At 71.3% G+C, this 20,908-nt stretch carries 16 protein-coding genes and 2 pseudogenes; 9 read left to right on the top strand and 9 right to left on the bottom strand.

The window, feature by feature from the left end; genetic code table 11:
• Nucleotides 1-477: 477 nt before the first annotated feature.
• The 3 genes from thpR to SMA5143A_RS25085 form a co-directional block, all read right to left on the bottom strand.
• Nucleotides 478-1,044, bottom strand: coding sequence for an RNA 2',3'-cyclic phosphodiesterase (gene thpR / locus SMA5143A_RS25100; RefSeq protein ID WP_107465112.1), 567 nt, complete (start codon nucleotides 1,042-1,044; stop codon nucleotides 478-480).
• A 34-nt stretch (nucleotides 1,045-1,078) separates the two neighbouring features.
• The gene (locus SMA5143A_RS25095; protein ID WP_258193730.1) at nucleotides 1,079-2,746 is read right to left on the bottom strand and encodes an MFS transporter; all 1,668 of its coding nucleotides are present in this window, start codon (nucleotides 2,744-2,746) and stop codon (nucleotides 1,079-1,081) included.
• Nucleotides 2,747-2,952: 206 nt separating this feature from the next.
• Nucleotides 2,953-3,390 (bottom strand): MarR family winged helix-turn-helix transcriptional regulator, encoded by a 438-nt coding sequence (locus tag SMA5143A_RS25085; protein WP_107465109.1) that lies wholly within the window; start codon nucleotides 3,388-3,390, stop codon nucleotides 2,953-2,955.
• 147 nt (nucleotides 3,391-3,537) lie between these two features.
• On the opposite strand from SMA5143A_RS25085, the gene SMA5143A_RS25080 reads away from it, so the two are divergent.
• Entirely contained in the window at nucleotides 3,538-3,720 is a 183-nt protein-coding gene (locus SMA5143A_RS25080; RefSeq protein ID WP_055520139.1) for a hypothetical protein, read from the top strand.
• 37 nt (nucleotides 3,721-3,757) lie between these two features.
• Here the strand turns inward: SMA5143A_RS25080 and SMA5143A_RS25075 are convergent, their stop codons facing one another.
• Nucleotides 3,758-5,164 carry an NCS2 family permease gene (locus SMA5143A_RS25075; protein ID WP_107465108.1) on the bottom strand — a complete coding sequence of 469 codons (1,407 nt, stop codon included), beginning with the start codon at nucleotides 5,162-5,164 and terminating at the stop codon, nucleotides 3,758-3,760.
• A 189-nt stretch (nucleotides 5,165-5,353) separates the two neighbouring features.
• Between SMA5143A_RS25075 and SMA5143A_RS25070 the strand changes: the two are divergent.
• Nucleotides 5,354-5,605 (top strand): annotated as a pseudogene (locus tag SMA5143A_RS25070) (DUF2530 domain-containing protein); the annotation flags it as partial.
• Between the two features lie 220 nt (nucleotides 5,606-5,825).
• Nucleotides 5,826-8,225: an HAD-IC family P-type ATPase gene (locus SMA5143A_RS25065; RefSeq protein ID WP_107465106.1), complete on the top strand. Its 2,400-nt coding sequence runs from the start codon at nucleotides 5,826-5,828 to the stop codon at nucleotides 8,223-8,225.
• 126 nt (nucleotides 8,226-8,351) lie between these two features.
• On the opposite strand, the gene SMA5143A_RS25060 is transcribed toward SMA5143A_RS25065, so the two are convergent.
• The 3 genes from SMA5143A_RS25060 to SMA5143A_RS25050 all read right to left on the bottom strand — a co-directional run bounded on the left by SMA5143A_RS25060 (nucleotide 8,352) and on the right by SMA5143A_RS25050 (nucleotide 13,785).
• A complete protein-coding gene (locus tag SMA5143A_RS25060) occupies nucleotides 8,352-9,128 on the bottom strand; it encodes a calcium-binding protein (protein ID WP_107465105.1) in 777 nt (258 codons plus the stop codon).
• A gap of 285 nt (nucleotides 9,129-9,413) precedes the next feature.
• On the bottom strand, nucleotides 9,414-12,539 hold the full coding sequence (locus tag SMA5143A_RS25055) for a sacsin N-terminal ATP-binding-like domain-containing protein (RefSeq protein WP_107465104.1): 3,126 nt from the start codon (nucleotides 12,537-12,539) through the stop codon (nucleotides 9,414-9,416).
• A gap of 316 nt (nucleotides 12,540-12,855) precedes the next feature.
• Nucleotides 12,856-13,785, bottom strand: a complete 930-nt coding sequence (locus tag SMA5143A_RS25050; protein WP_107465103.1) for a DUF3027 domain-containing protein — start codon at nucleotides 13,783-13,785, stop codon at nucleotides 12,856-12,858.
• Between the two features lie 434 nt (nucleotides 13,786-14,219).
• Between SMA5143A_RS25050 and SMA5143A_RS25045 the strand changes: the two genes are divergently transcribed.
• The 4 genes from SMA5143A_RS25045 (at nucleotide 14,220) to SMA5143A_RS25030 (ending at nucleotide 17,794) form a co-directional block, all read left to right on the top strand.
• Entirely contained in the window at nucleotides 14,220-15,611 is a 1,392-nt protein-coding gene (locus SMA5143A_RS25045; protein ID WP_107465102.1) for an MFS transporter, read from the top strand.
• A 93-nt stretch (nucleotides 15,612-15,704) separates the two neighbouring features.
• The gene (locus SMA5143A_RS25040; protein ID WP_055521983.1) at nucleotides 15,705-16,172 is read left to right on the top strand and encodes a hypothetical protein; all 468 of its coding nucleotides are present in this window, start codon (nucleotides 15,705-15,707) and stop codon (nucleotides 16,170-16,172) included.
• A gap of 16 nt (nucleotides 16,173-16,188) precedes the next feature.
• Complete coding sequence (locus SMA5143A_RS25035; RefSeq protein ID WP_107465101.1) at nucleotides 16,189-16,941, top strand: futalosine hydrolase; 753 nt, start codon at nucleotides 16,189-16,191, stop codon at nucleotides 16,939-16,941.
• Nucleotides 16,904-17,794: a 1,4-dihydroxy-6-naphthoate synthase gene (locus SMA5143A_RS25030; RefSeq protein WP_181362005.1), complete on the top strand. Its 891-nt coding sequence runs from the start codon at nucleotides 16,904-16,906 to the stop codon at nucleotides 17,792-17,794. The genes SMA5143A_RS25035 and SMA5143A_RS25030 overlap by 38 nt, the downstream gene beginning before the upstream one ends.
• Before the next feature lie 34 nt (nucleotides 17,795-17,828).
• Here the strand turns inward: SMA5143A_RS25030 and SMA5143A_RS44600 are convergent, their stop codons facing one another.
• Complete coding sequence (locus tag SMA5143A_RS44600; protein WP_055521981.1) at nucleotides 17,829-18,212, bottom strand: cold-shock protein; 384 nt, start codon at nucleotides 18,210-18,212, stop codon at nucleotides 17,829-17,831.
• A gap of 159 nt (nucleotides 18,213-18,371) precedes the next feature.
• Nucleotides 18,372-18,770, bottom strand: coding sequence for a recombinase family protein (locus SMA5143A_RS25020; protein WP_107465100.1), 399 nt, complete (start codon nucleotides 18,768-18,770; stop codon nucleotides 18,372-18,374).
• 77 nt (nucleotides 18,771-18,847) lie between these two features.
• Here SMA5143A_RS25020 and SMA5143A_RS25015 point away from each other — a divergent pair.
• Nucleotides 18,848-19,608 (top strand): annotated as a pseudogene (locus tag SMA5143A_RS25015) (transposase).
• A gap of 882 nt (nucleotides 19,609-20,490) precedes the next feature.
• The gene (locus SMA5143A_RS25010) at nucleotides 20,491-20,817 is read left to right on the top strand and encodes a hypothetical protein (protein WP_258193734.1); all 327 of its coding nucleotides are present in this window, start codon (nucleotides 20,491-20,493) and stop codon (nucleotides 20,815-20,817) included.
• The last annotated feature ends 91 nt before the right edge of the window (nucleotides 20,818-20,908 follow it).

The following is a 20,908-nucleotide window of genomic DNA, read 5'->3' as shown; positions in this document are numbered from 1 at the left end:
CACGGGTCGTCGACGCCTCCCCACGCCCGACCAGCCGCCAATCACTGGGCACTCCCACCAGCCGACCCCGCGCGAGCCACCGGTCACGGGGCGCGGGTCACTCCGCCCGGCGACGGGCCACGGGTCGCGGGTCCACTCCCACCGGCCCGCCCCGCGCGGGACACCCGTCACGGGGCGCGGGTCACTCCGCCCGGCGACGGGCCACGGGTCGCGGGTCCACTCCCACCGGCCCGCCCCGCGCGGGACACCCGTCACGGGCCCCGGGTCACCCCGGCGGTCGGCGGTTCCCCGGCGTTCGTCCGGGCGGCGGCGCGGTCACTTGCCCAGCGCCGCCGCGAGGGCGACCACGGCGAACATCAGCACAAGCACACCGGCCATGATCCGGTTACGGGTCTTCGGGTCCACACCATCGAGCCTAACCGCCCGGCCCCGGCCCACCCGAGACGGCCCCCGCGGTCCCGCGAGGGCGCCGCTCGGTCAGTGACCCAGCTCCCACCGCTCCACGGCCTCGTACCGGGGCTGCTCCCCCGACATCCCCGACGTCGGCAGATGGCTCCGCACCAGCGCGAGGTCGGCGACGGTCCAGGTGCGCCCGACGAACGCCGCCAGCGTCTCGACGTACGGCCGCACCTCGAACGCCTCCCGGCTGCGGGCCACCGTCAGATGCGGTGTGTAGCGGCGGTGCTGCCCCATGTCGACGCCGGCCTTTCGCCCGGCCGCCTCCGCCCGGTCGGCCAGCAGCCGCAGGGTCCGCGTGTCTCCCTCGGCGCCCGCCCACAGCGCCCGCCCGTGACCGAACTGTCCGCCGCCCGCCACGGCCAGCGGAAACGGCTCGCTGCGGTGCGCGGCCCGCGCGAGCCGTTCCGTCAGCTCCGGCACGAGCGGCGGGTCGACCTCGCCGTAGAAGGCGAGCGTGAAGTGCCAGCCGGGCGGCTCGGTCCAGCGCAACCGGTCGGCACCGGCCAGCCCCTTCAACCGGGCCACGGCCAGACCGAGTTCGTCCACCACCTCGTCCGGCGGCAGCACCGCCGCGAACAGTCTCATGGCACTCATGCCCGTCACCCTTCCAGGGAAAGGATCACCTGGCGAGCGTTCCCGCTGACCTCTCTGCCTCGACCAGCTCCTTCTCGGTCGCCTGCCGCTTCGGCACGAAGCGCAGCCTCGGCTGCCGCCCCTGCCAGCCCACCGCCAGCCGCATCCCGCCGGACCTGATGAGCACCAGGCCCACCGTGACGGCGGCGACCGTGGAGACGACACCGCCGGCGACGAAGCCGATCCGGGGACCGTACGCGTCGGTGACCCAGCCGGCGATCGGCGCGCCCAGCGGGGTGCCGCCGAGGAAGACCATCATGTAGAGGGCCATGACCCGGCCGCGCATGACGGGGTCGGTGGCCATCTGGATGGCCGTGTTGGTGGTGACGTTCACCGTGAGGCCGAACATCCCCAGCGGGACCATGAACAGCGCGAAGATCCAGTACGTCGGTGCCAGCGCGGCCACGATCTCCAGCAGCCCGAAGGCGAGGGCGCCCGCGATCAGCACCCGCAACCGGGCCGTGCCGCGCCGGGCCGCGAGGAGGGCGCCCGCGACGGAGCCGACCGCCATGAGGGTGTTGAAGAGGCTGTACGAGCCGGCGCCGGTGTGGAACACGTCGTCCGCGTACGCCGACAGCCAGACCGGGAAGTTGAAGCCGAAGGTCCCGATGAAGCCGACCAGCACGATCGGCCACAGCAGTTCCGGGCGCCCGGCGACATAACGCAGGCCCTCCCGCAACTGGCCCTTCTTACGGGGCGCGCGGCGGGTGGGGTGCAGCTCACGGGTCCGCATCAGCAGCAGACCGGCGATGGGGGCGATGAAGGAGAGGCCGTTGTAGAGGAACGCCCAGCCCGTACCGACGGTGGTGATCAGGACGCCGGCGACGGCGGGGCCGACCAGCCGGGCCGACTGGAAGTTCGCGGAGTTGAGGCTGACCGCGTTCTGCAACTGGTCGGGGCCGACCATCTCGGACACGAACGACTGCCGGGCCGGGTTGTCGACGACGGTCGCCATGCCGACGGCGAAGGCGGCCACGTACACGTGCCACATCTGGACCTGGTGGGAGAGGGTCAGCGCGGCGAGCGCGAGCCCCGTCACGGCCATCGCCGTCTGGGTCAGGAACAGCAGCCGCCGCTTGGGGAACCGGTCGACCAGGACGCCGCCGTACAGCCCGAACAGCAGCATCGGCAGGAACTGCAGGGCCATCGTCACCCCGACCGCGGTCGACGACCCGGTCAGGCTCAGCACCAGCCAGTCCTGGGCGATCCGTTGCATCCAGGTGCCGATGTTCGACACCACCTGCCCGACGAAGAACAGCCGGTAGTTCCGCACCCGCAGGGACCGGAACATGGACACGCGCTCACGGGGGGCGGGGGGCTCGGGGGTGACGGCCGCCGGGGCAGGAGTGCCGGCCGCCCGCCCAGGGGCCGCGGCCGCCGGTTCGGGGGTGGCGGTCGGGGAATCGGGGGCGCTCACGTCGGACGAGGTCGTCGGGGCCGTGGCGCGGGGTTCGGTCGGGGTGGGGGCCGTGGGCCCGGGGGGCTGGGGCGTCGGCGAGCCGGGGAGCACGAGGGGGGCCGGGGCGGCGGCGGTCGCGTCGGGGGTCCGGGGGCCGGTGGTATCCGGCGGGGCCTCGGGGACGCCGTGGGCCGGCGGGGACTCGTGGGCGGTCGTCGGTGCGGGGACGGAAGCTGCTCCGGGTCCCGTACTCAAAGGGTTCGCCTCCTTGCGCTGAACACGTGTACGTCCTGCGGTTGCGTGAGCCTCACCGCTCCTGTTCTGTCTGCTGGTTTCCGGGCCCTCCCATGCCGGGTCCACCACGGCGCTCGGGCTGTCCGGCGGGCGCACCGACGGCCTTCCCGGCGGGCGGTGGTCCCACCGGAGTGCGGTGGGACCACCGGCGTACGGTGGTGGCCCGCTCAGAGGTGCGCGAGCTTCTCCAGCACCGGCGCGGCCGCGCGGAGCGCCTCCCACTCGTCCTCGTCGAGCCCCTCCACGAGGGACGCGAGGAACGCGTTGCGTTTGCGGCGGCTCTCCTCGAGCATCGCCTCGGCACGCTCGGTCTGGGTGACCACCTTCTGCCGCCGGTCCTCGGGGTGCGGCTCCAGCTTCACCAGGCCCTTGCTCTCCAGCAGCGCGACGATGCGGGTCATCGACGGCGGCTGCACATGCTCCTTGCGGGCCAGCTCACCGGGGGTGGCGCTGCCGCAGCGGGCGAGCGTCCCGAGCACGGACATCTCCGTCGGGCTCAGCGACTCGTCGACCCGCTGGTGCTTCAACCGGCGGGACAGGCGCATCACGGCGGACCGCAGCGCGTTCACGGCGGCCTCGTCGTCGCCATGGGTCAGGTCAGGCATGTTCTTTAGCTTAACTCATTACTCTCGCTAAAGACCACCGGAGCTCCACAACCACGGTCGTGAGTCCCACCACTCCTCTCACTCAAACGAGTGACTAATACGGAGAACGCCGCACGGCGGCCCGGAACGCGCCTGACCCTCGTACACATGGGGACCACTGTGCTCAGCCTGCGGATAGACCGGGAACTGCTCGACCGGCTCCGGGACCACGCGGCGAAAAGGGGGATGAGCGTCCAGGACTACGTCATCGGGACGCTCATGCGGGACGACTTCGACCAGCGCTTCCAGACCGCCGTCGAGGAGACCGAGAAGTTCTACGGGGTCACGTGATCCATGGGGTCACGTGACCCACCGATGGCCCACGGGATCAGGTGAGGCCCAGCGCCGGCATCAGGTAGTAGAAGCCGAAGACCGCCGCCACCACGTACATCGGGACCGGGACGTCCCGTCCGCGGCCGACGGCGAGGCGCAGGACGACGAAGGTGATGAAGCCCATGCCGATGCCGTTGGTGATCGAGTAGGTGAACGGCATCATCACCATCGTCACGAAGGCCGGGACCGCGATCGTGTAGTCGGCCCAGTCGATCTCCCGGACCGAGCCCGCGAGGATCAGGAAGCCGACCGCGAGCAGCGCGGGCGTCGCCGCCTGGGACGGCACCATGGTGGCGACCGGCGTCAGGAACAGCGCGAGCCCGAAGAGGGCACCGGTGACGACGTTCGCGAAGCCGGTGCGCGCGCCCTCACCGACACCGGCCGTGGACTCCACGAAGCAGGTCGTGGCCGAGGAGGAGCTGGCGCCGCCGGCGGCGACCGCGATGCCGTCGACGAACAGGACCTTGTTGATGCCGGGCATCTGGCCGTCCGCGTCGGTCAGCTTGGCCTCGTCGCCGACACCCATGATCGTGCCCATCGCGTCGAAGAAGCACGACAGCAGCACGGTGAAGACGAAGAGGACGCCGGTCAGCATCCCGACCTTGCCGAAGCCGCCGAAGAGGCTGACCTCGCCGAGCAGCCCGAAGTCGGGGCCGGCGACCGGGTTGCCCGGCCACTTCGGGGTGGTGAGGCCCCAGGAGCCGGCGGGCAGCTTGGCGATCGCCTCGATGATCACGGCGAGCAGGGTCATGGTGACGATCGAGATGAGGATGGCGCCCGGCACCTTGCGCACGATCAGCGCCAGCGTCAGCAGCGCGCCGAGCACGAAGACGAGGACGGGCCACCCGTCGAGGTGACCGGTCGCGCCCAGCTGGAGCGGCACGGTGGTCTTGGCGACATCCGGGATACGGGTGACGAAGCCGGAGTCCACGAGCCCGATCAGCATGATGAACAGACCGATACCGATGGAGATGCCCTTGCGCAGACCCAGCGGCACGGCGTTCATGACGCGCTCCCGCAGCCCCGTCGCCACCAGCAGCATCACCACGAAACCGGCGAGGACGACCATGCCCATCGCGTCCGGCCACGACATGCGCGGCGCGAGCTGGAGCGCGACGACCGTGTTCACGCCGAGGCCCGCCGCCAGCGCGATCGGCACATTGCCGATGACACCCATCAGGAGCGTGGTGAACGCTGCGGTGAGCGCGGTCGCGGTGACCAGCTGGCCGTAGTCCAGCTGATGCCCGTACATGTCCTTCGCGCTGCTCAGGATGATCGGGTTCAGCACGATGATGTACGCCATCGCGAAGAAGGTGGCGAAGCCGCCCCGGACCTCGCGCGACAGCGTGCTGCCGCGCTCCGAGATCCTGAAGTAACGGTCGAGAGTGCCCTGCGGGGACATACGGAACCTCAATCCCCAACAGGTTCCCCCGTCTGTTGGAGTTTTCTACGAACAGAAGTGGTCAATCAGAAACCGTTTCAGTATGAACATATAGTGCCGCTAACTCCATCTCCGCGCGTAGACCCGTGTGGCGCTGCGGTTCTCCGAGGCCAGGAGGGGCCGCTCCGGGTGTACTCGTAAGCTGTGCCCATGGCGAAGTGGACCCCCAAGCACGAGGCGCCGGAGCCCCTGGAGGGCCCCGTGGTGCCGACCATCATCGGCGGCACGATCCTGTGGTTCGTCCTCTTCGTCGTCCAGCTCCCGTTCTACGGGTGGTACGAGGACCACGGCCACACCTGGTGGGTGTGGACCTGCCTCGCGGGCGCCGGCCTCGGCCTGATCGGCATCTGGTACGTCAAGAAGCGCGACACGGCGATCAAGAGGGACGCGGCCCGCCAGGCCGGCACGGACGCGGAGGCGGACGCGCGGTCCGCCGCCGGTACCCCCGCGGACGGGACGACGGCCGAGTCCGGGCGCTCGAAGCCGGTGGAGTCGGAGACGCCCTGAGGTTTCACGGGCCCGTACGACCTCGGAACCAGGCCCGCCCCCGCCCCTCCTCCCCTGGTCGGACTTCGGCGCACTCGGCGGGTGAACTCCCCACTCCGCACGTACCGTCGAAGGCATGACGCACATCGACGCGGGCACCGGCCTCGATCCTGTGCACCCCACCACCGCCCCGGCCACGGGGCGGGCGCGCGGCCTGACCGCCGCCGAGGTGGCCGAGCGAGTGGCCCGCGGCGAGGTGAACGACGTCCCCGTACGGAGCAGCCGCTCCCTGGTGGACATCGTCCGCGCGAACGTCTTCACCCGGTTCAACGCGATCATCGGCGTCCTCTGGCTGATCATGCTGTTCGTCGCACCGATCCAGGACAGCCTGTTCGGCTTCGTGATCCTCGCCAACACCGGCATCGGCATCGTCCAGGAGTGGCGGGCGAAGAAGACCCTGGACTCGCTCGCGGTGATCGGCGAGGCGAAGCCGACGGTGCGCCGGGACGGGGTCGCGGCGGTGGTCGGCACCTCCGAGATCGTCCTCGGGGACCTGATCGAGATCGGCCCCGGCGACAAGATCGTCGTGGACGGGGCGTGCGTCGAGACGGACAGCCTGGAGATCGACGAGTCGCTGCTCACCGGAGAGGCCGACCCGGTCGTCAAACACCCCGGCGACCCGGTGATGTCCGGCAGCTTCGTGGTCGCGGGCGGCGGGGCGTTCACCGCGACGAAGGTGGGCCGCGAGGCGTACGCGGCGCAGCTGGCGGAGGAGGCGAGCCGCTTCACCCTCGTCCACTCGGAGCTGCGCTCCGGTATCTCCACGATCCTCAAGTACGTGACGTGGATGATGGTCCCGACCGCGATCGGCCTGATCATCAGCCAGCTGGTGGTGAAGGAGAACGGCTTCAGGAACTCCGTCGCCCGGACGGTCGGCGGCATCGTCCCGATGGTCCCCGAGGGGCTGGTCCTCCTCACCTCCGTCGCCTTCGCGATCGGGGTGATCCGCCTCGGCCGCAAACAGTGCCTGGTCCAGGAGCTGCCGGCCATCGAGGGCCTCGCCCGCGTCGACACCGTGTGCCTCGACAAGACGGGCACGCTGACCGAGGGCGGCATGGACGTCACCGGGCTGCGGCCGCTGAACGGCAGCGACGAGGCGTACGTCCGTAAGGTGCTCGGCGCGCTCGGCGAGTCCGACCCCCGCCCGAACGCCTCCCTGAAGGCCATCATCGACGCCTGTCCGGACAGCGAGGACTGGCGCTGCACCGAGGCGCTGCCTTTTTCCTCCGCCCGCAAGTACAGCGGCGCGCGTTTCAGCGAGGGCGACGGCCAGTCCAGCGCCTGGCTGCTCGGCGCGCCCGACGTCCTCCTCCCCGACGACGACCCGGCCCTCACCGAGACCGAACGGCTGAACGAGCAGGGGCTGCGGGTCCTGCTGCTGGTACGGGTGACCCGCGAACTCGACGACCCGGAGGTGGCGCGGGACGCCCGCCCCACGGCCCTGGTCGTCCTCGAACAGCGGCTGCGCCCGGACGCCGCCGACACCCTGCGCTACTTCGACGAGCAGAACGTCCGGGCGAAGGTCGTCTCCGGTGACAACGCGGTGTCGGTCGGGGCGGTGGCCGGGAAGCTGGGCCTGACGGGAGAGGTCGTCGACGCGCGGCGCCTCCCGGCCGGGCGGGACGAGATGGGTGAGGCGCTGGAGTCGGGCACCGTCTTCGGCCGGGTCACCCCGCAGCAGAAGCGGGACATGGTGGGCGCCCTCCAGTCCCGCGGCCACACGGTCGCGATGACCGGCGACGGGGTGAACGACGTGCTGGCCCTCAAGGACGCCGACATCGGGGTGTCGATGGGCTCGGGCTCGGAGGCGACACGGGCGGTGGCCCAGATCGTGCTGCTGAACAACAGCTTCGCCACGCTGCCGTCGGTGGTGGCGGAGGGCCGCCGGGTGATCGGCAACATCACGCGGGTCGCGACCCTGTTCCTGGTGAAGACGGTGTACTCGGTGCTCCTGGCCGTCCTGGTGGCGTGCTGGCAGGTGGAGTACCCCTTCCTGCCCCGCCACCTCACCCTGCTGTCCACGCTGACGATCGGCGTCCCGGCGTTCTTCCTGGCGCTCGCCCCCAACAAGGAGCGCGCGCGACCCCACTTCGTCCGCCGCGTCATGCGCTACGCCATCCCCGGCGGTGTGCTGGCGGCACTGGCCACGTTCGCCATGTATCTGATCGCCCGTCACCACTACACGGGTGAGGGCTCGTTGGAGGCGGAGACGAGCGCGGCTACGCTGACCCTCTTCCTGATCTCCATGTGGGTGCTGGCGATCATCGCCCGCCCCTACACCTGGTGGCGCCTCGGCCTGGTGGCGGCGATGGGCGGCGCCTTCCTCCTGGTCCTGGTCGTCCCCTCGCTCCAGGACTTCTTCGCGCTGCGCCTGGTGGGGACGACGATGCCGTGGACGGCGGTCGCGATCGCGGCGGGTGCGGCGGCGGTCCTGGAGTTCCTGTGGCGCTGGGTGGACCACCGCTTCCCCGCGTAGCACGGGCCCCGCGTGACGAAGCCCCCGGAGCGGAGCCCTCCACGGTCGGCGGGTTCGCCGGCCGTTCGGGGGCTCCGTTTCCGGGGGCCTGTCACCGCTGACCGTGCGGCGGCGGTTTCCTGCTGCTTACTTCACGTCGAGCGTGTCGCCCACGGCCGTCGCCGCCGCCGTGCCCGAGCTGCCCGCGAAGACGTAGCGGTACGTGCCGTCGACGGACGCCTTGACGGTGGTGGACAGGTCGCCCGTGGCGGACGTCTTGACCGTCTTGACGTTCTTGTAGGCGGACGCGCCCGCAGCCTTGAACTGAAGCGTCACCGACTGGTTGCCGTACGCGGCGTTCGTGCCGGCGTCCCAGTTGGCGCGGGTCAGCTTGCTGGTGACGGTGACCGTCTCACCCTTGGCGACCGGCTCCGGGGCGACGTCCGCGCCCTGGAGCTGCGTGGCACGCTGCACCTTGAAGGACTTCGCGTTGTCCTTCTGGATGAAGTTGGTGTCCTTGGCCTGGGCGATCACCCAGGTCTTCCAGGTGCCGGCGACCTTGTTGACCGCGTTGGCGCCGGCCTTGAAGGTGTAGTTCGCCGAGCAGGTCGACTTCGTGGAGCTGACCTTCTTGCACTTGATCCAGGTGCTGCCGGAAGCCGCCGCGCTGTCCGCGGTCTCCAGGCTCCCGCCGTGGTACAGCTGCGCGGCGGCACGCCACGCACCGGAGTTGTCGGTGACGGAGAAGGACAGCTTGACCGTCTTCTTGCCCGTGGCGCCGACGACGACGGGCTTGCCGCCGTTGATGACGAAGTTGGAGACCTTGACGTTGCCGACCTTCTCGTCGGCCTGTGCGGCCGGGGCGACGAAGGCGGTCAGGGCCAGGGCGCCGGTGATGACACCCAGAGTGGCACGCTTGTGCAATGTATTCCCCACGTGGAAGGGACCCCGCGGCAGCTCAATGTCGCACGAGATCCGTTTGTCGGTCTGAGAGCCCGAGGGCTTCGGGAGGCGCCGGGGGTTCAGGGGACCCCAGGGGCTCACCGGGAAGCCGGTCGGCTCGGGTGATCAGATCCATGAGTGTGGCGAATGGTTGTACGAGATGCGAATGACTTTCGGAGATGTCGCGCACGTCACATCCGCATCCCCGACCAGAGGGGCACCAAGGCGTGACAACCGGGACGGACCCGACGGGCCGCCCCGGCCCGGTCAGTCGAACCAGCGGTCGCGGGCCAACTCCTCCGTCCTGGACGGGTCCTCCAGCAGCGCCGCGACCTCGAAACGGCGCGGCCACTGACCCGCCGCCCACGCCAGCCCGGCCGCGACGCCCTCCAGGGTCGCGGCGTGCAGGACACCGTCCCCGGTGCGGCGCCAGTCGAGTTCGACGCCGTCGACGACGAGTTCCTCGTGCTCGACATAGGTCGCGGGGGTGGCCGGCCCGAGCAGCACCCGCACCGACTCCGGTACGTCGTGCTCCGCGCCCTCGGAGTCCACCTCGCCCGTCACCGACTCGCTGAGCCGCCGCACCTGGAACAGTTCGGCCAACTCCGCCGCACGGGACGGCCGCACGGGCAGCAGCGGCACACCGGAGGTGAAGGGCAGCAGGTCGGGCGAGTCGACGACGACCGCGTCGGCGGCGTCCACCACCGTCACCTCGCCGTCCACCACGGCCCGCAACTCGTCCGGCAGCGTGACCTGTTCGGGATCGAGGTCGGCCAAGGCGCCGTACAGGCCGTGGAGTTGCGCGGCGGTCACCTCACGCTCCGGGTCGGCCAGGCGGTCCAGCAGTTCGGCGGCGCCGCCCGGCTCGTCGAGCAGCGCGGCGACCGAGGTGCGCACGCCCAGCGCCCGCAGGACCTGCTCGTCGTCGAAGCCGGTGGCGTCGGCCTCGTCGTACAGGCCCCGCAGCAGCGGGTCGCCGCCGGACGCGAGGAGACCGGCGGGGCGGCGCCCGTCGAGGACGGGGTGGCCGCGCAGCCACCAGGCCGTGTACGGGCGGACGACCTCGTGGGTGCCGTCGGGCAGCAGGATCCGCACCGGCTGCACCAGCGCGTCCCGCAGCGGGGGCCGGGCGAGCAGGGTGAGCGCCTCGGGCCAGCGGTCCTCGTCGACGAGGTCCAGGTCGCGCACGGCGACGATCTCGGTGGCGACCGGCGGGACGGGGCTGTCCGGGAACCGGTCGAGGATGTCCTCGCACCACACGTCGACGGCGTCCAGCAGCCCGGCGTCGTCGGGTTCGGCGAAGTCCCCGTCACGGGGCTCCAGTTCGTCGGGGTCGAGGACGACGTCGGTGGCGCGGACGAGCGCGAAGTCGGCGAGGACACCGCACGCGGCCAGCGGCTGCTCGCCCCAGCGCTCGGCCAGCTCGGCGTCCACGAAGGCCAGTTCGTCCTCGCGCATGATCCGGGCGAACGGGCTGCCGGGCAGGACCAGTTCACCGGCGGGCGCCAGTTCGCCGTCCTCGTCGGGCAGGGCGAGGGCGCCCAGCCAGGGCTCGTCGCCGGGGTCAAGGGCCGCGTCACGGACGAGGGTGAGGACCAGCTCCGCGAGCTCGTCGGCGTCCGGGCGGCCGTCCTCGTCGTCCCACGCCATGCCCTCGTCGTCCAGCGAGGCGGCCACGGCGGCCCGCACCTGCGGGGTGGTGAGCACGGCGCGCGGGGTCGCGGGCAGGGCGCCCAACTTCTCCAGGAGCGGGTGCGCGGCGTCCGGGTGAGCGACCTTCAGACCGAGCCGGGCGAGGGTCTCCGGGGCCGTCTGCGGGCCGTCCGGGGTGGGCAGCAGCACCTGGCGCGGCCCGATCGTCGTACGCCCGTCCGCGAGCGGCACCGGAAGCCCCGAGAGGCGGTCCGGGTCGACACCCGCCAGGCTGTCGTAGAGCCGCCGCCACCAGTCGGGCGCCTTCTCCAGACCGGCGAGCCGGTCGATGGTGTCGCCCAGCGGCAGGCGCGCGACACCGAGCGTGCGCAGCTCCGCGCGCCGTTCGAGCCCGGCGGGCAGCAGACAGGGCAGCACCTCGGCGAGGACCCGCACGGTCTCCGCACCGGCGCCCTCGACAACCTCGGCGTCCCGCGGCCGGAGCGCCTCGGGCAGCTCGTCGTCCTCCACGGGCGGCAGCGCGCGCGGCAGGAACGCGGTGCGCGGCAGCCGCTCCAGGATCGCCTGGCGCAGCGCCCCGTCCAGCTCTCCCTTGCCGAGCGGACCGGGCACGAGACCGATGATCTGCTCGGTCACCGGCTGCCAGGCGGCGAGGAGTCCGGTGTACGCGTCGGCCGCGCGCTGCACGAGGAAGTCGGTGAGGGGACCGGGCGCGGCGTGCCGCCGGGTCGTGTCCAGCGGGAACGACGCGATGAGCAGCGCGGGGACACCGAGGGCCTCGTCGCTGGGCGTCGGCGCGTGCACCACGGGGCTGGTACGGGGCCGGACCGGCTCTCCGTCCGGCCCCGTCGGGACCGCCCACGTCACGGACCAGTGGGGCCGCAGCCGCTCCTCCACGGGCCGGTCGGCGAGCAGCGCGGCCTCGATCGCGCCGTGCTCGGCGACCGTGCGCCAGCGCGTGACCCCGTCCCGCGAGTCCTCGATGACGACGTACGCCCCCTCCTCGCGCCGTCGCACGGTGCGCGCGGGAGCGTCACCGTTCTCGATGACGACCTCCTCCAGGCCGGGCAGGGCGAGGAGCAGGGCGTCGTCGACGGCGTTCAGCAGCCGCTCGGCGAGATCCCCGGCAGCGGCGTCGCGCAGCGGCAGGATGACGACGGTGTCGTACGTCTCCGGCGCGGACCCCTCGGCCGCGAACGGCAGCCGCAGCAGCGGTACGTGCCCCTCGCGCCGGCGGATCTCGTCGCCGAGGCCGGGGCTGTGCCGGGCGGTGTCGGCGGCGAGCAGCCGGGCCTCGGCCAGCGACCAGCGGATACCGCCGTGCCGGCCGACGACGGCGGGCTCGTCGGTGACGGCGAGAACGGCGGCGAACCCGACACCGAACCGGCCGACCGCCTGGTCGTGGCCCTCCCGCTTCGCGGACGCGCGCAGCGTGGACAGCGACTCGACGCCGGCCGCGTCGAGGGGGGCGCCGGTGTTGGCGGCGACGAGAACGCCGTCGCGGAGGGTGAGCCGCAGCCGTCCCGGCACCTTGGCCCTGGCCGCGGCGTCGGCGGCGTTCTGCGCCAGCTCCACGACGAGCCGGTCCCGGTACCCGCCGAGGGCGAGGTCCTCCTCGGCGTTGGCGTCCTCACGGAACCTCGCCGGGCTGGTCGCCCAGGCGTCCAGCACCCCGCGCCGCAACCGCGCCGTCCCGAACGGATCCGCACCCTCGGCCGCCGGCCGCACGAACTTGCTCACGGTTCACCTTCCATGTCGCCGGTGAGCACGAACGTACCGCGTGCGGGGGACACCGGGCGCCTCGGAGGGTGGGGGGCGCGTGTGGGTTCGGCGTGTGCGGGCCGGTGGGGGCCGTTCGCGCAGTTCCCCGCGCCCCTGAAAAGCGACCGGGGCTGCGCCCCGTGCTTTTCAACGGCGCCGTGGAATGAAGGCCGGGCCGCAGGCCCCAGCCTTCAGGGGGCGCGGGGAACTGCGCGAACAACCACAACGCACCCGCACCCGCCAACAACAGGCGCACCCCCGAGCTATCAGGCGCCCCTGAGCACCACAGCCAAGGTCACGAGTGACCCAGATCCGCCTCGGCCTCGGCGTCCGCTTCCACCGGTACCGACCCGGAGTCCGGCGACGGCCGCAGCGGGAAGGGATCGACCCTCGTCTCGTCGAGCCGCGGCGGAGCCGGCTGCGGCGGTTTCGGCATGACCGCCGCCTCGGAGTGCCCCCCGCACCCGTACGTCAGCGACACGACCCGCCCGTCCGCCGGCGCGAACTCGTTCGCGCACACCCCGAAGGCCTGCCCGAGCGACCCCCCGATCGGCACGAGGAACCCGCAGCTGACGCACGACGCGGGCGCGGCCTGGGCCATCGCGGTCTTCGCCCCGAACCCCTCCTCCCAGCGGTCCGCGGCCGTGTGCAGCCCGTACCGGGACAGCACGCGGGCGCGCCGCAGGCCCAGTTCCTCGGCGATGGCGGCGATGGAGCCGCGGCTCGGCGCGATCGGCAGGTTCGCCGGGACACCGCCCGCGACCTCCGCGTCCTCCGCCTCCACCAGCTCGGCCATGTCGTCGGAGACCGGGGAGTTCGGCGGCGGCTCGTCCTCACCGGAGAAACCGGGCTCCAGCCGCAGGTCCTCCGCGTCGGTGGGCAGCAGATCGCCGGGACCCATGTCACCAGGGCGGAGCCGCTCGCTCCAGGGCACCCACTCCGGCGCGAGCAGCGCGTCGGGGCCGGGCAGCAGCACGACCTCGTCCAGCGTGACGATCTTCGCGCGGGAGGCGCGGGCGACGGTGACGGCCCAGCGCCAGCCCCGGTAGCCCATCTCCTTGCACTCGAAGAAGTGCGTCACAACGCGGTCGCCCTCCGAGACGGCCCCCGCGTGCTCCCCCACCACACCGGGCGCGGCCGCCTCCTCGGCGGCGGCGCGGGCGAGGTCGACGGCCTCGGCGCACAAGCGGTCGGGGGTGCGGCTTCGCGTTGTCGCTGCGCTCACAGGTATCGCTTCTCTCCTACGCCGTCTCACGAGTGCGCCTCCCTCGGCGGGGGGTGCGGACGGAGCGGACCAGGGGGCCGCGTCGACGTCCGCGCCCGATCGCACTCGGGCGCACCTATGTCACCCATTCTGCGGGATGAACGTCAGGCGCGCGGCCGAGAACAACCGCCGCGGGCGCGCTATGCACGCTACCTTCTCCAGCGCCCGGCGCCCACACCGACGTTACGGTTCCGCTGCGCCGGGCTTGGGCCGGGGGGTGTTCCGGGCATCGGATCAGGTGGCCCGGCGTTGGCGTGAACCAAGCACGTGCGGGCAGGTGGGGGCTGGTCGCGCAGTTCCCCGCGCCCCCCACCCCCTAGCCACCCCCACCCCTGTTCACCGCCATACGAGCGGTAACCGCACTACCGCCCCCCATCTCGGGGCACTATGACGAGGTGACCGGCGCCGAGCGGAGCGGAACCCGCGGCGGTTCAGGTCGACTGACCGGAGCCGTCCGCTCGCTGACCCGCGCCCTGCACCGGCCGGTGACCGCCCCGGCTCGCGGTATCCGCAAGGCCACCCACGCCCACGGAGCCGGCGAGTCCGGCCTCGGCAAGCTCATCGAACTGCACGGAGTGAACGGCGCCGGCGACGTGATGATCACCGTCTCCCTCGCCTCCACCGTCTTCTTCTCCGTCCCCACCGACGAGGCCCGCGGCCGCGTCGCCCTCTACCTCGCCATCACCCTCGCCCCCTTCGCCCTCCTCGCCCCCGTGGTCGGCCCCCTCCTGGACCGCCTCCCGCACGGCCGCCGCGCCGCGATGGCCGGCGCGATGCTGGCGCGGGCGTTCCTCGCGCTCGTCCTGGTCGGCGCGGTGGAGACGGGCGGCATCGAGCTGTACCCGGCCGCGCTCGGTGTCCTCGTCGCGTCGAAGGCGTACGGGGTGGTCAGGAGCGCGATCGTCCCCCGACTCCTCCCACCCGCGTTCTCCCTGGTCAAGGCGAACTCACGGGTCACGCTCTGCGGCCTCCTCGCCACCGGTGTCGCCGCCCCGATCGGCGCCGGGCTCCAGGCCCTCGGCCCGCGTTTCCCGCTGTACGGGGCCTGCGCGATCTTCCTCGTGGGGACGTTCCTGTCGTTCACGCTGCCGCCCAAGGTCGACTCCGCGAAGGGCGAGGACATCGCGCTGCTCGCCGCGGACCCGGAGCATCTGCACGGCCCGCACCGCGCGAAGACGTTGAAGCGGCCGAATCTGCGGACGGTCGGCCCGGCGGTCACACACGCCCTCGCCGCCAACGCGTCGCTGCGCTGTCTGTCCGGCTTCCTGATCTTCTTCCTGGCGTTCCTGCTGCGGGTGCACCCGCTCCCCGGGCAGAGCGCGGCCGTCTCCCTCGGCATGGTGGCCCTCGCGGCGGGCACGGGCAACGCGCTCGGCACCGCCGTGGGGGCGTGGCTGAAGTCCCGGGCGCCAGAGCTGATCATCGTGACCGTCGTGGCGGTGGAGCTGGCCGTCGCGGTGCTGGCGGTGGTGTTCTTCAGCGCGTTCTTCATCGCCTGTCTGGCCGCGTTCGCCGGTCTGTCGCAGGCCCTGTCGAAGCTGGCCCTGGACGCGCTGATCCAGCGGGACGTGCCCGAGGCCGTCCGGACCTCCGCGTTCGCCCGCTCGGAGACGCTGTTGCAGATGGCGTGGGTGGTCGGCGGCGGCATCGGTATCGCCCTGCCCCTGGTCGGCACGCTCGGCATGGCCGTGGCCGCCGGGATCGTCGCCCTCGGCTGGCTGACCACGGTCCGCGGCCTGCTCTCCTCGGCCCGGCGCGGTGGCGCGCCCCGGGCGAAGGTGGCGTGACCGGGGCGGAACGGGACCGCCGTGACGCCCTCCGGCCCGGCACGCCGTACCCCACGTAGGGGCACCCCTGGACATGCCAGATAGCCTTCGCCCATGACCTCCCAGCGTTCCCGTCGCGCCGCAGCCACTCTCGGCGCTGTTTCCGCCGGACTCCTCGTGCTGTCTGCCTGCGACAAGCCGACGCCGATGGCCACCGTCACGTTCGGCACCGAGTCGGTCAGCACCGAGGCCGAGTGCTACGAGACCCTCAGCGCCGAGCAGGCCGCGAAGTGCGCCAGGGAGAAGCCGTCGAAGTCGATCGACGTACCCCAGGGCGAGACCCTGCGCATCGGTGTCGACCCGGAGATCGCGGAGACCGGCTGGGCCCTGTGGATCAACGGCGAGCCCGCCACCGACACCTTCAAGAAGACGTACTGGGCCTTCCAGAACGCCGACCTGTTCGCCACGCAGCCCGGTCAGACCGCGCAGAAGTCACTGACGGTCAGCGTCGTCGAGCAGAAGAAGGGCTCCACGCAGTACAAGGGCGTCTGGAACTTCAAGTTCGAGAACCCGGACGCCTGATCCGCGTACGCCGCCCATGCGCATCCTCGTAGCCACCGCGGTCCCCGCCGAGCGGGACGCGGTGGCACGCGCGTTCCCGGGCCCGTGCACGGAGGTGCCCCTCCCGACGGCGTCCCTGCACCGCCACACCGCCTCCGGGACCGTGTACGACCTCCTGGCCGCCGGTGTGGGGCCCGCGCTCGCCGCCGCCTCCACCGCCACCGCGCTGACCGCCGGGGTGCTCGGCGGGGCGCCGTACGACCTCGTGGTGTCGGCCGGGATCGCGGGCGGTTTCCCGCCGGGGGCGCCGCTCGGGTCGCTGGTGCTGGCCGAGGCGATCACGGCGGCGGACCTGGGCGCGGAGACCCCGGCCGGCTTCGTGCCGGTCACCGACCTCGGGTTCGGCACCGTCACCCATCACCCGCCGAAGGCGCTCGTGGCCCTGCTCGCCGCGGCGACCGGGGCCCGTACCGGCACGGTGCTCACCGTCTCCACGGTCACCGGCAGCGCCGAGCGCGCCGCGGAGCTGCGGACCCGGCACCCGGACGCGATGGCGGAGGCGATGGAGGGCTTCGGGGTCGCCGAGGCGGCCGCCGCGCACACGACGCCCGTACTGGAACTGCGCGCCGTCTCCAACCCCGTCGGCCCCCGCGACCGCGCGGCCTGGCGCATCGGCGACGCGCTGACCGCCCTCACCGGGGCCTTCGGGAAGCTGACGCCCGTACTGGAGAGTTGGGACCGACATGAGCCGGATGAGCCACAGGAACAGCACGAGCGGCACGAGCGCTGAGCGGGCGGCCGACACCGTGCGGATCGCCTACTCCCCCTGCCCCAACGACACGTTCGTCTTCGACGCGTGGGCCCACGGCCGGATCCCGGGCGCGCCCCCGCTGGACGTGACGTTCGCGGACATCGACATCACCAACGGCATGGCCGAGCGCGGCGACGACCTGGACGTACTGAAGGTGTCGTACGCGGTCCTGCCGTACGTCCTCGACGAGTACGCCCTGCTGCCGTGCGGCGGCGCGCTGGGCCGGGGCTGCGGGCCGCTGGTCCTGACGCGGGAGCCGGGCACCGAACTCGCTGGGCGCACGGTGGCCGTGCCGAGCGAGCGGTCGACGGCGTATCTGCTGTTCCGCCTCTGGGCGGCGGACACGCTGCCCGGCGGGGTCGGCGAGATCGTCGTCATGCCGTTCCACGAGATCATGCCCGCCGTGCGGGACGGGAAGGTCGACGCGGGACTCGTCATCCACGAGGCCCGCTTCACCTACCGGAACTACGGGCTGCACAAGCTCGCCGACATGGGTGAGCACTGGGAGTCGACGACGGGTCTGCCGATCCCCCTCGGCGCGATCATCGCGAAGCGCTCGCTGGGCGAGGAGACGCTGCGCGGCCTCGCGGACACGGTCCGCGCGTCCGTCCAGGCCGCCTGGGACGACCCCGAGGCGTCCCGCCCGTACGTGCTGGAACACGCGCAGGAGATGGACCCCGCCGTCGCCGACCAGCACATCGGCCTGTACGTCAACGAGTTCACGGCGGACCTGGGCGAGGACGGCTACGCGGCGATCCGCGGTCTGCTCACCCGCGCGGCGGCCGAGGGACTGGTACCGCCCCTCGGCCCGCACGCACTCGACTTCCCCTGACGGCCCCGCGGGCGGGGGACCACGACTAGGGGAGCTACACGTCCAACTGGTCGGCCACCGCCCGCAGCAGGCCGGCGATCTTCTTGCCGGCCGTGCGCTCGGGGTAGCGGCCCCGCTCCAGCATCGGTGTGATGTTCTCCAGGAGGGTCGTCAGGTCCTGCACGATCGAGGCCAGTTCGTCCGGCTTCTTGCGCTGGGCGGCGGCGACCGAGGGGGCCGGCTCCAGGATCGTCACGGACAGCGCCTGGTCGCCGCGCTGACCGGCGACGACTCCGAACTCGACGCGCTGGCCCGGCTTCAGGCTGTCCACGCCGGTCGGCAGTACGGAGGAGTGGACGAAGACGTCACCGCCGTCGTCACGGGAGAGAAAGCCGAAGCCTTTCTCGCTGTTGAACCATTTGACCTTGCCAGTCGGCAAAGCACACGCTCCCTCGATCGCTCCCGGACTGGCCGGACACCCTTGATCTGCCGTTGAGACAGCCTACCGGGGGTCTCTCCAGCCGGACACGCCTTAAAACGACACTGAGTCCCTACCAGTGAAGGCAGAGGCTCAAAGTGGTGCAGGGAGCGTGAAGGGCTACCTAATGTGCCGGTAGAGCGTGGCGCGGGAGACTCCGAGAGCCTTGGCAATGGCAGTGATGCTCTCCCCCTTGGCCTTGCGAGCCTCGGCCCCAGTCAGCACGTCCTCAGTGATGACGGACGGACGTCCACCGGTACGCCCCTGAGCCTTGGCCGCATCGAGACCAGCACGGGTGCGCTCCACGATCATGTCTCGCTCAAGCTCAGCAAAGGCAACTATCACGGTGAAGAAGAATTTTCCCTCCCCCTTGGGCGAGTAGTTACCGGCGAGAGTGCCAGTGAGGATGCGGAGCGCGATTCCACGCGCGCGCAAGTCCTCAGCGATCGTCAGCACGTCCTTGGTTGAACGGCCCAACCGGTCCAACTTCCATACACAGAGGGTGTCTCCCTCTCGCATGCAGTCGAGAGCCGAGAGGACCTTTGTGGCGTCTCAGGAACGATGGTTTGTGAAACTGTCCGGCGAGACGGCTCCCGGTGATCACGGCGTCGGAGCCGTCCTGGATAGCCCCGTTCACCGGGCTGAGTTCGCGTCAGTTCAGCAAGTTGATTACCGCGTTGCGGCGCGAGGGCGTAGACCCGGTCCGTAAGGGACGGCCCTGGAGCCTGCCGTTGGAGGACCGGGTCCTGCTGGTCGCCGTGTACTGGCGCACCAACCTCACACTGCGCCAACTCGCCCCGCTGGTCGGGGTGTCGAAGTCGGCCGCCGACCGCGTCATCGACCACCTCGGACCGTCTCTCGCGCTCCAGCAGCGCAAGCGGTTCCGCAAGGACACCGTGCTGATCGTGGACGGAACCCTGGTGCCCACCCGCGACCACACCATCGCCGAGCAGTCGAGAAACTACCGGTACTCCACCAACCACCAGGTCGTCATCGACGCTGACACCCGACTCGTCGTCGCCATAGGCCGGCCGGTGCCCGGCAACCGCAACGACTGCAAGGCGTGGGAGCTGTCCGGCGCGAAAGACGCTGTCGGCAGGACGATCGTGATAGCGGACGGCGGTTACCGGTGAACCGGTCTGGTCATTCCGCACCGCCGCGAACGCGGCCAGGCCGAACTCCCGGCCTGAAGGAGGAACACAACGCTTCGCACCGCAAGGTTCGCGCCCGCGTCGAGCACGCCTTCGCCCGCATGAAGACCTGGAAGATCCTGCGCGACTGCCGTCTCAAGGGTGACGGCGTCCACCACGCCATGCTCGGCATCGCCCGCCTCCACAACCTCGCCCTCGCCGGGTGATGGGAACGGGCAGGTTATCGAGCACGCCGGAGATCTATTACGGGACAGCCTTTAGGAAGCATGGAAAGCCGCAACTCTTCTGCCTCCAAGGAGACCGCAGTTCCACCCTTATTGATAAAGCGCAGCTTCAACACGGAACGCCCGGCGTAACTCTCCCTCCCTTGAGCCTCTACCACGAGCTTCACTCTGGGCCTACCTCGGCGGTACGCGGCGAACGAGACGAGCATGTTGCTGGCAGTGAAGAGGGCGCTTGCGCAGGAGATGATGATCGCAACGACTGGAAGCGACATGCGCCAAGGATGCCCAGACAGAAGCCTGTCGGACCCTGGCTTGAGGAACATCTGCGCTTGGGCATGAGAGAGCCCCCAGACAAGGCGTCCAGGGCTCTCTGAGGGCTTGGGCTACTTCCCGGCTTCCTCGTGTACGCGGGGAGCCTCTGTACACGGCTCTCAGCGATGTTCAGGACCTCCGTCAAGCTCTCGATGAGCCGTCCGGCGATCCACCGCAACTCATCTGCCGTGAGCTTGGCCTCCTCCCCCACCATCGGCCGCGCCAACTCCACGATCACGGCGGCCGTTCGATCTGCTGAGTCTCGATCTTGTCTGCCAGGAGAGATAGGGGGGTGGGAGTGCCGTCCGCGGACAGTGAGCCAGCCTAGAGGTTGTCCCGTATGGGCTGTGACTTATCCGGTGAGGGGCATGTTGTGTCGGCGGGCGATGTCAAGGATGGCTTGGTGAACGCCGTTCAGCCGGGACAAGCGCGTGTTCCACGCGCGCCCAGGCCCGGCAGTGAGCTCTTTTCAACCTCAGCGGGCTGCTGGCGAGGCTCGCCCCTGGTTGAGCCGGGCGGAGGCTCTGGGGGCAGGATGTCTTCGTGCCCACCATGGTTGTTGAGATCCACGTGCCGTTGCTGCCGACGCCCGGCCTGCCAGACGGCTCCTACCCGTTTCCCTGGATCGAGGAGGTTGAGGGCTTCCTGTCCGATCTCGAAGACCAAGGTGACGTGGAAGTCTTCGACGAGGGAGAGGAAGACGGGGATGTCTACGTCTTCTTCGTCACCGGAGCCGGTGAGGGGGATCTTCTGACGGTGGCGTCCCGCGTGGCGACGCTGCCTGGGATCCCTGCGGGAGCCGTTGCGGTGGTCAGCAACGACGAGGCCGAGGAGTTTGGCCTCGGGCGGCGGGTGGCGCTCCCACTGCCTGCCCTCTGAGTACTGGGGCGGAGCCTCCGCCCCCTTGTCCAGGGCGGTTCAGGTCGCCCGGCACCGGGGCACCGCGTGCGTGACGAAGTGAAGCTCCTGG

This window comes from Streptomyces sp. MA5143a (assembly GCF_900290235.1).
In the GTDB taxonomy this organism is placed as follows: domain Bacteria; phylum Actinomycetota; class Actinomycetes; order Streptomycetales; family Streptomycetaceae; genus Streptomyces.
This window is presented reverse-complemented; position numbering and strand designations above follow the sequence as displayed.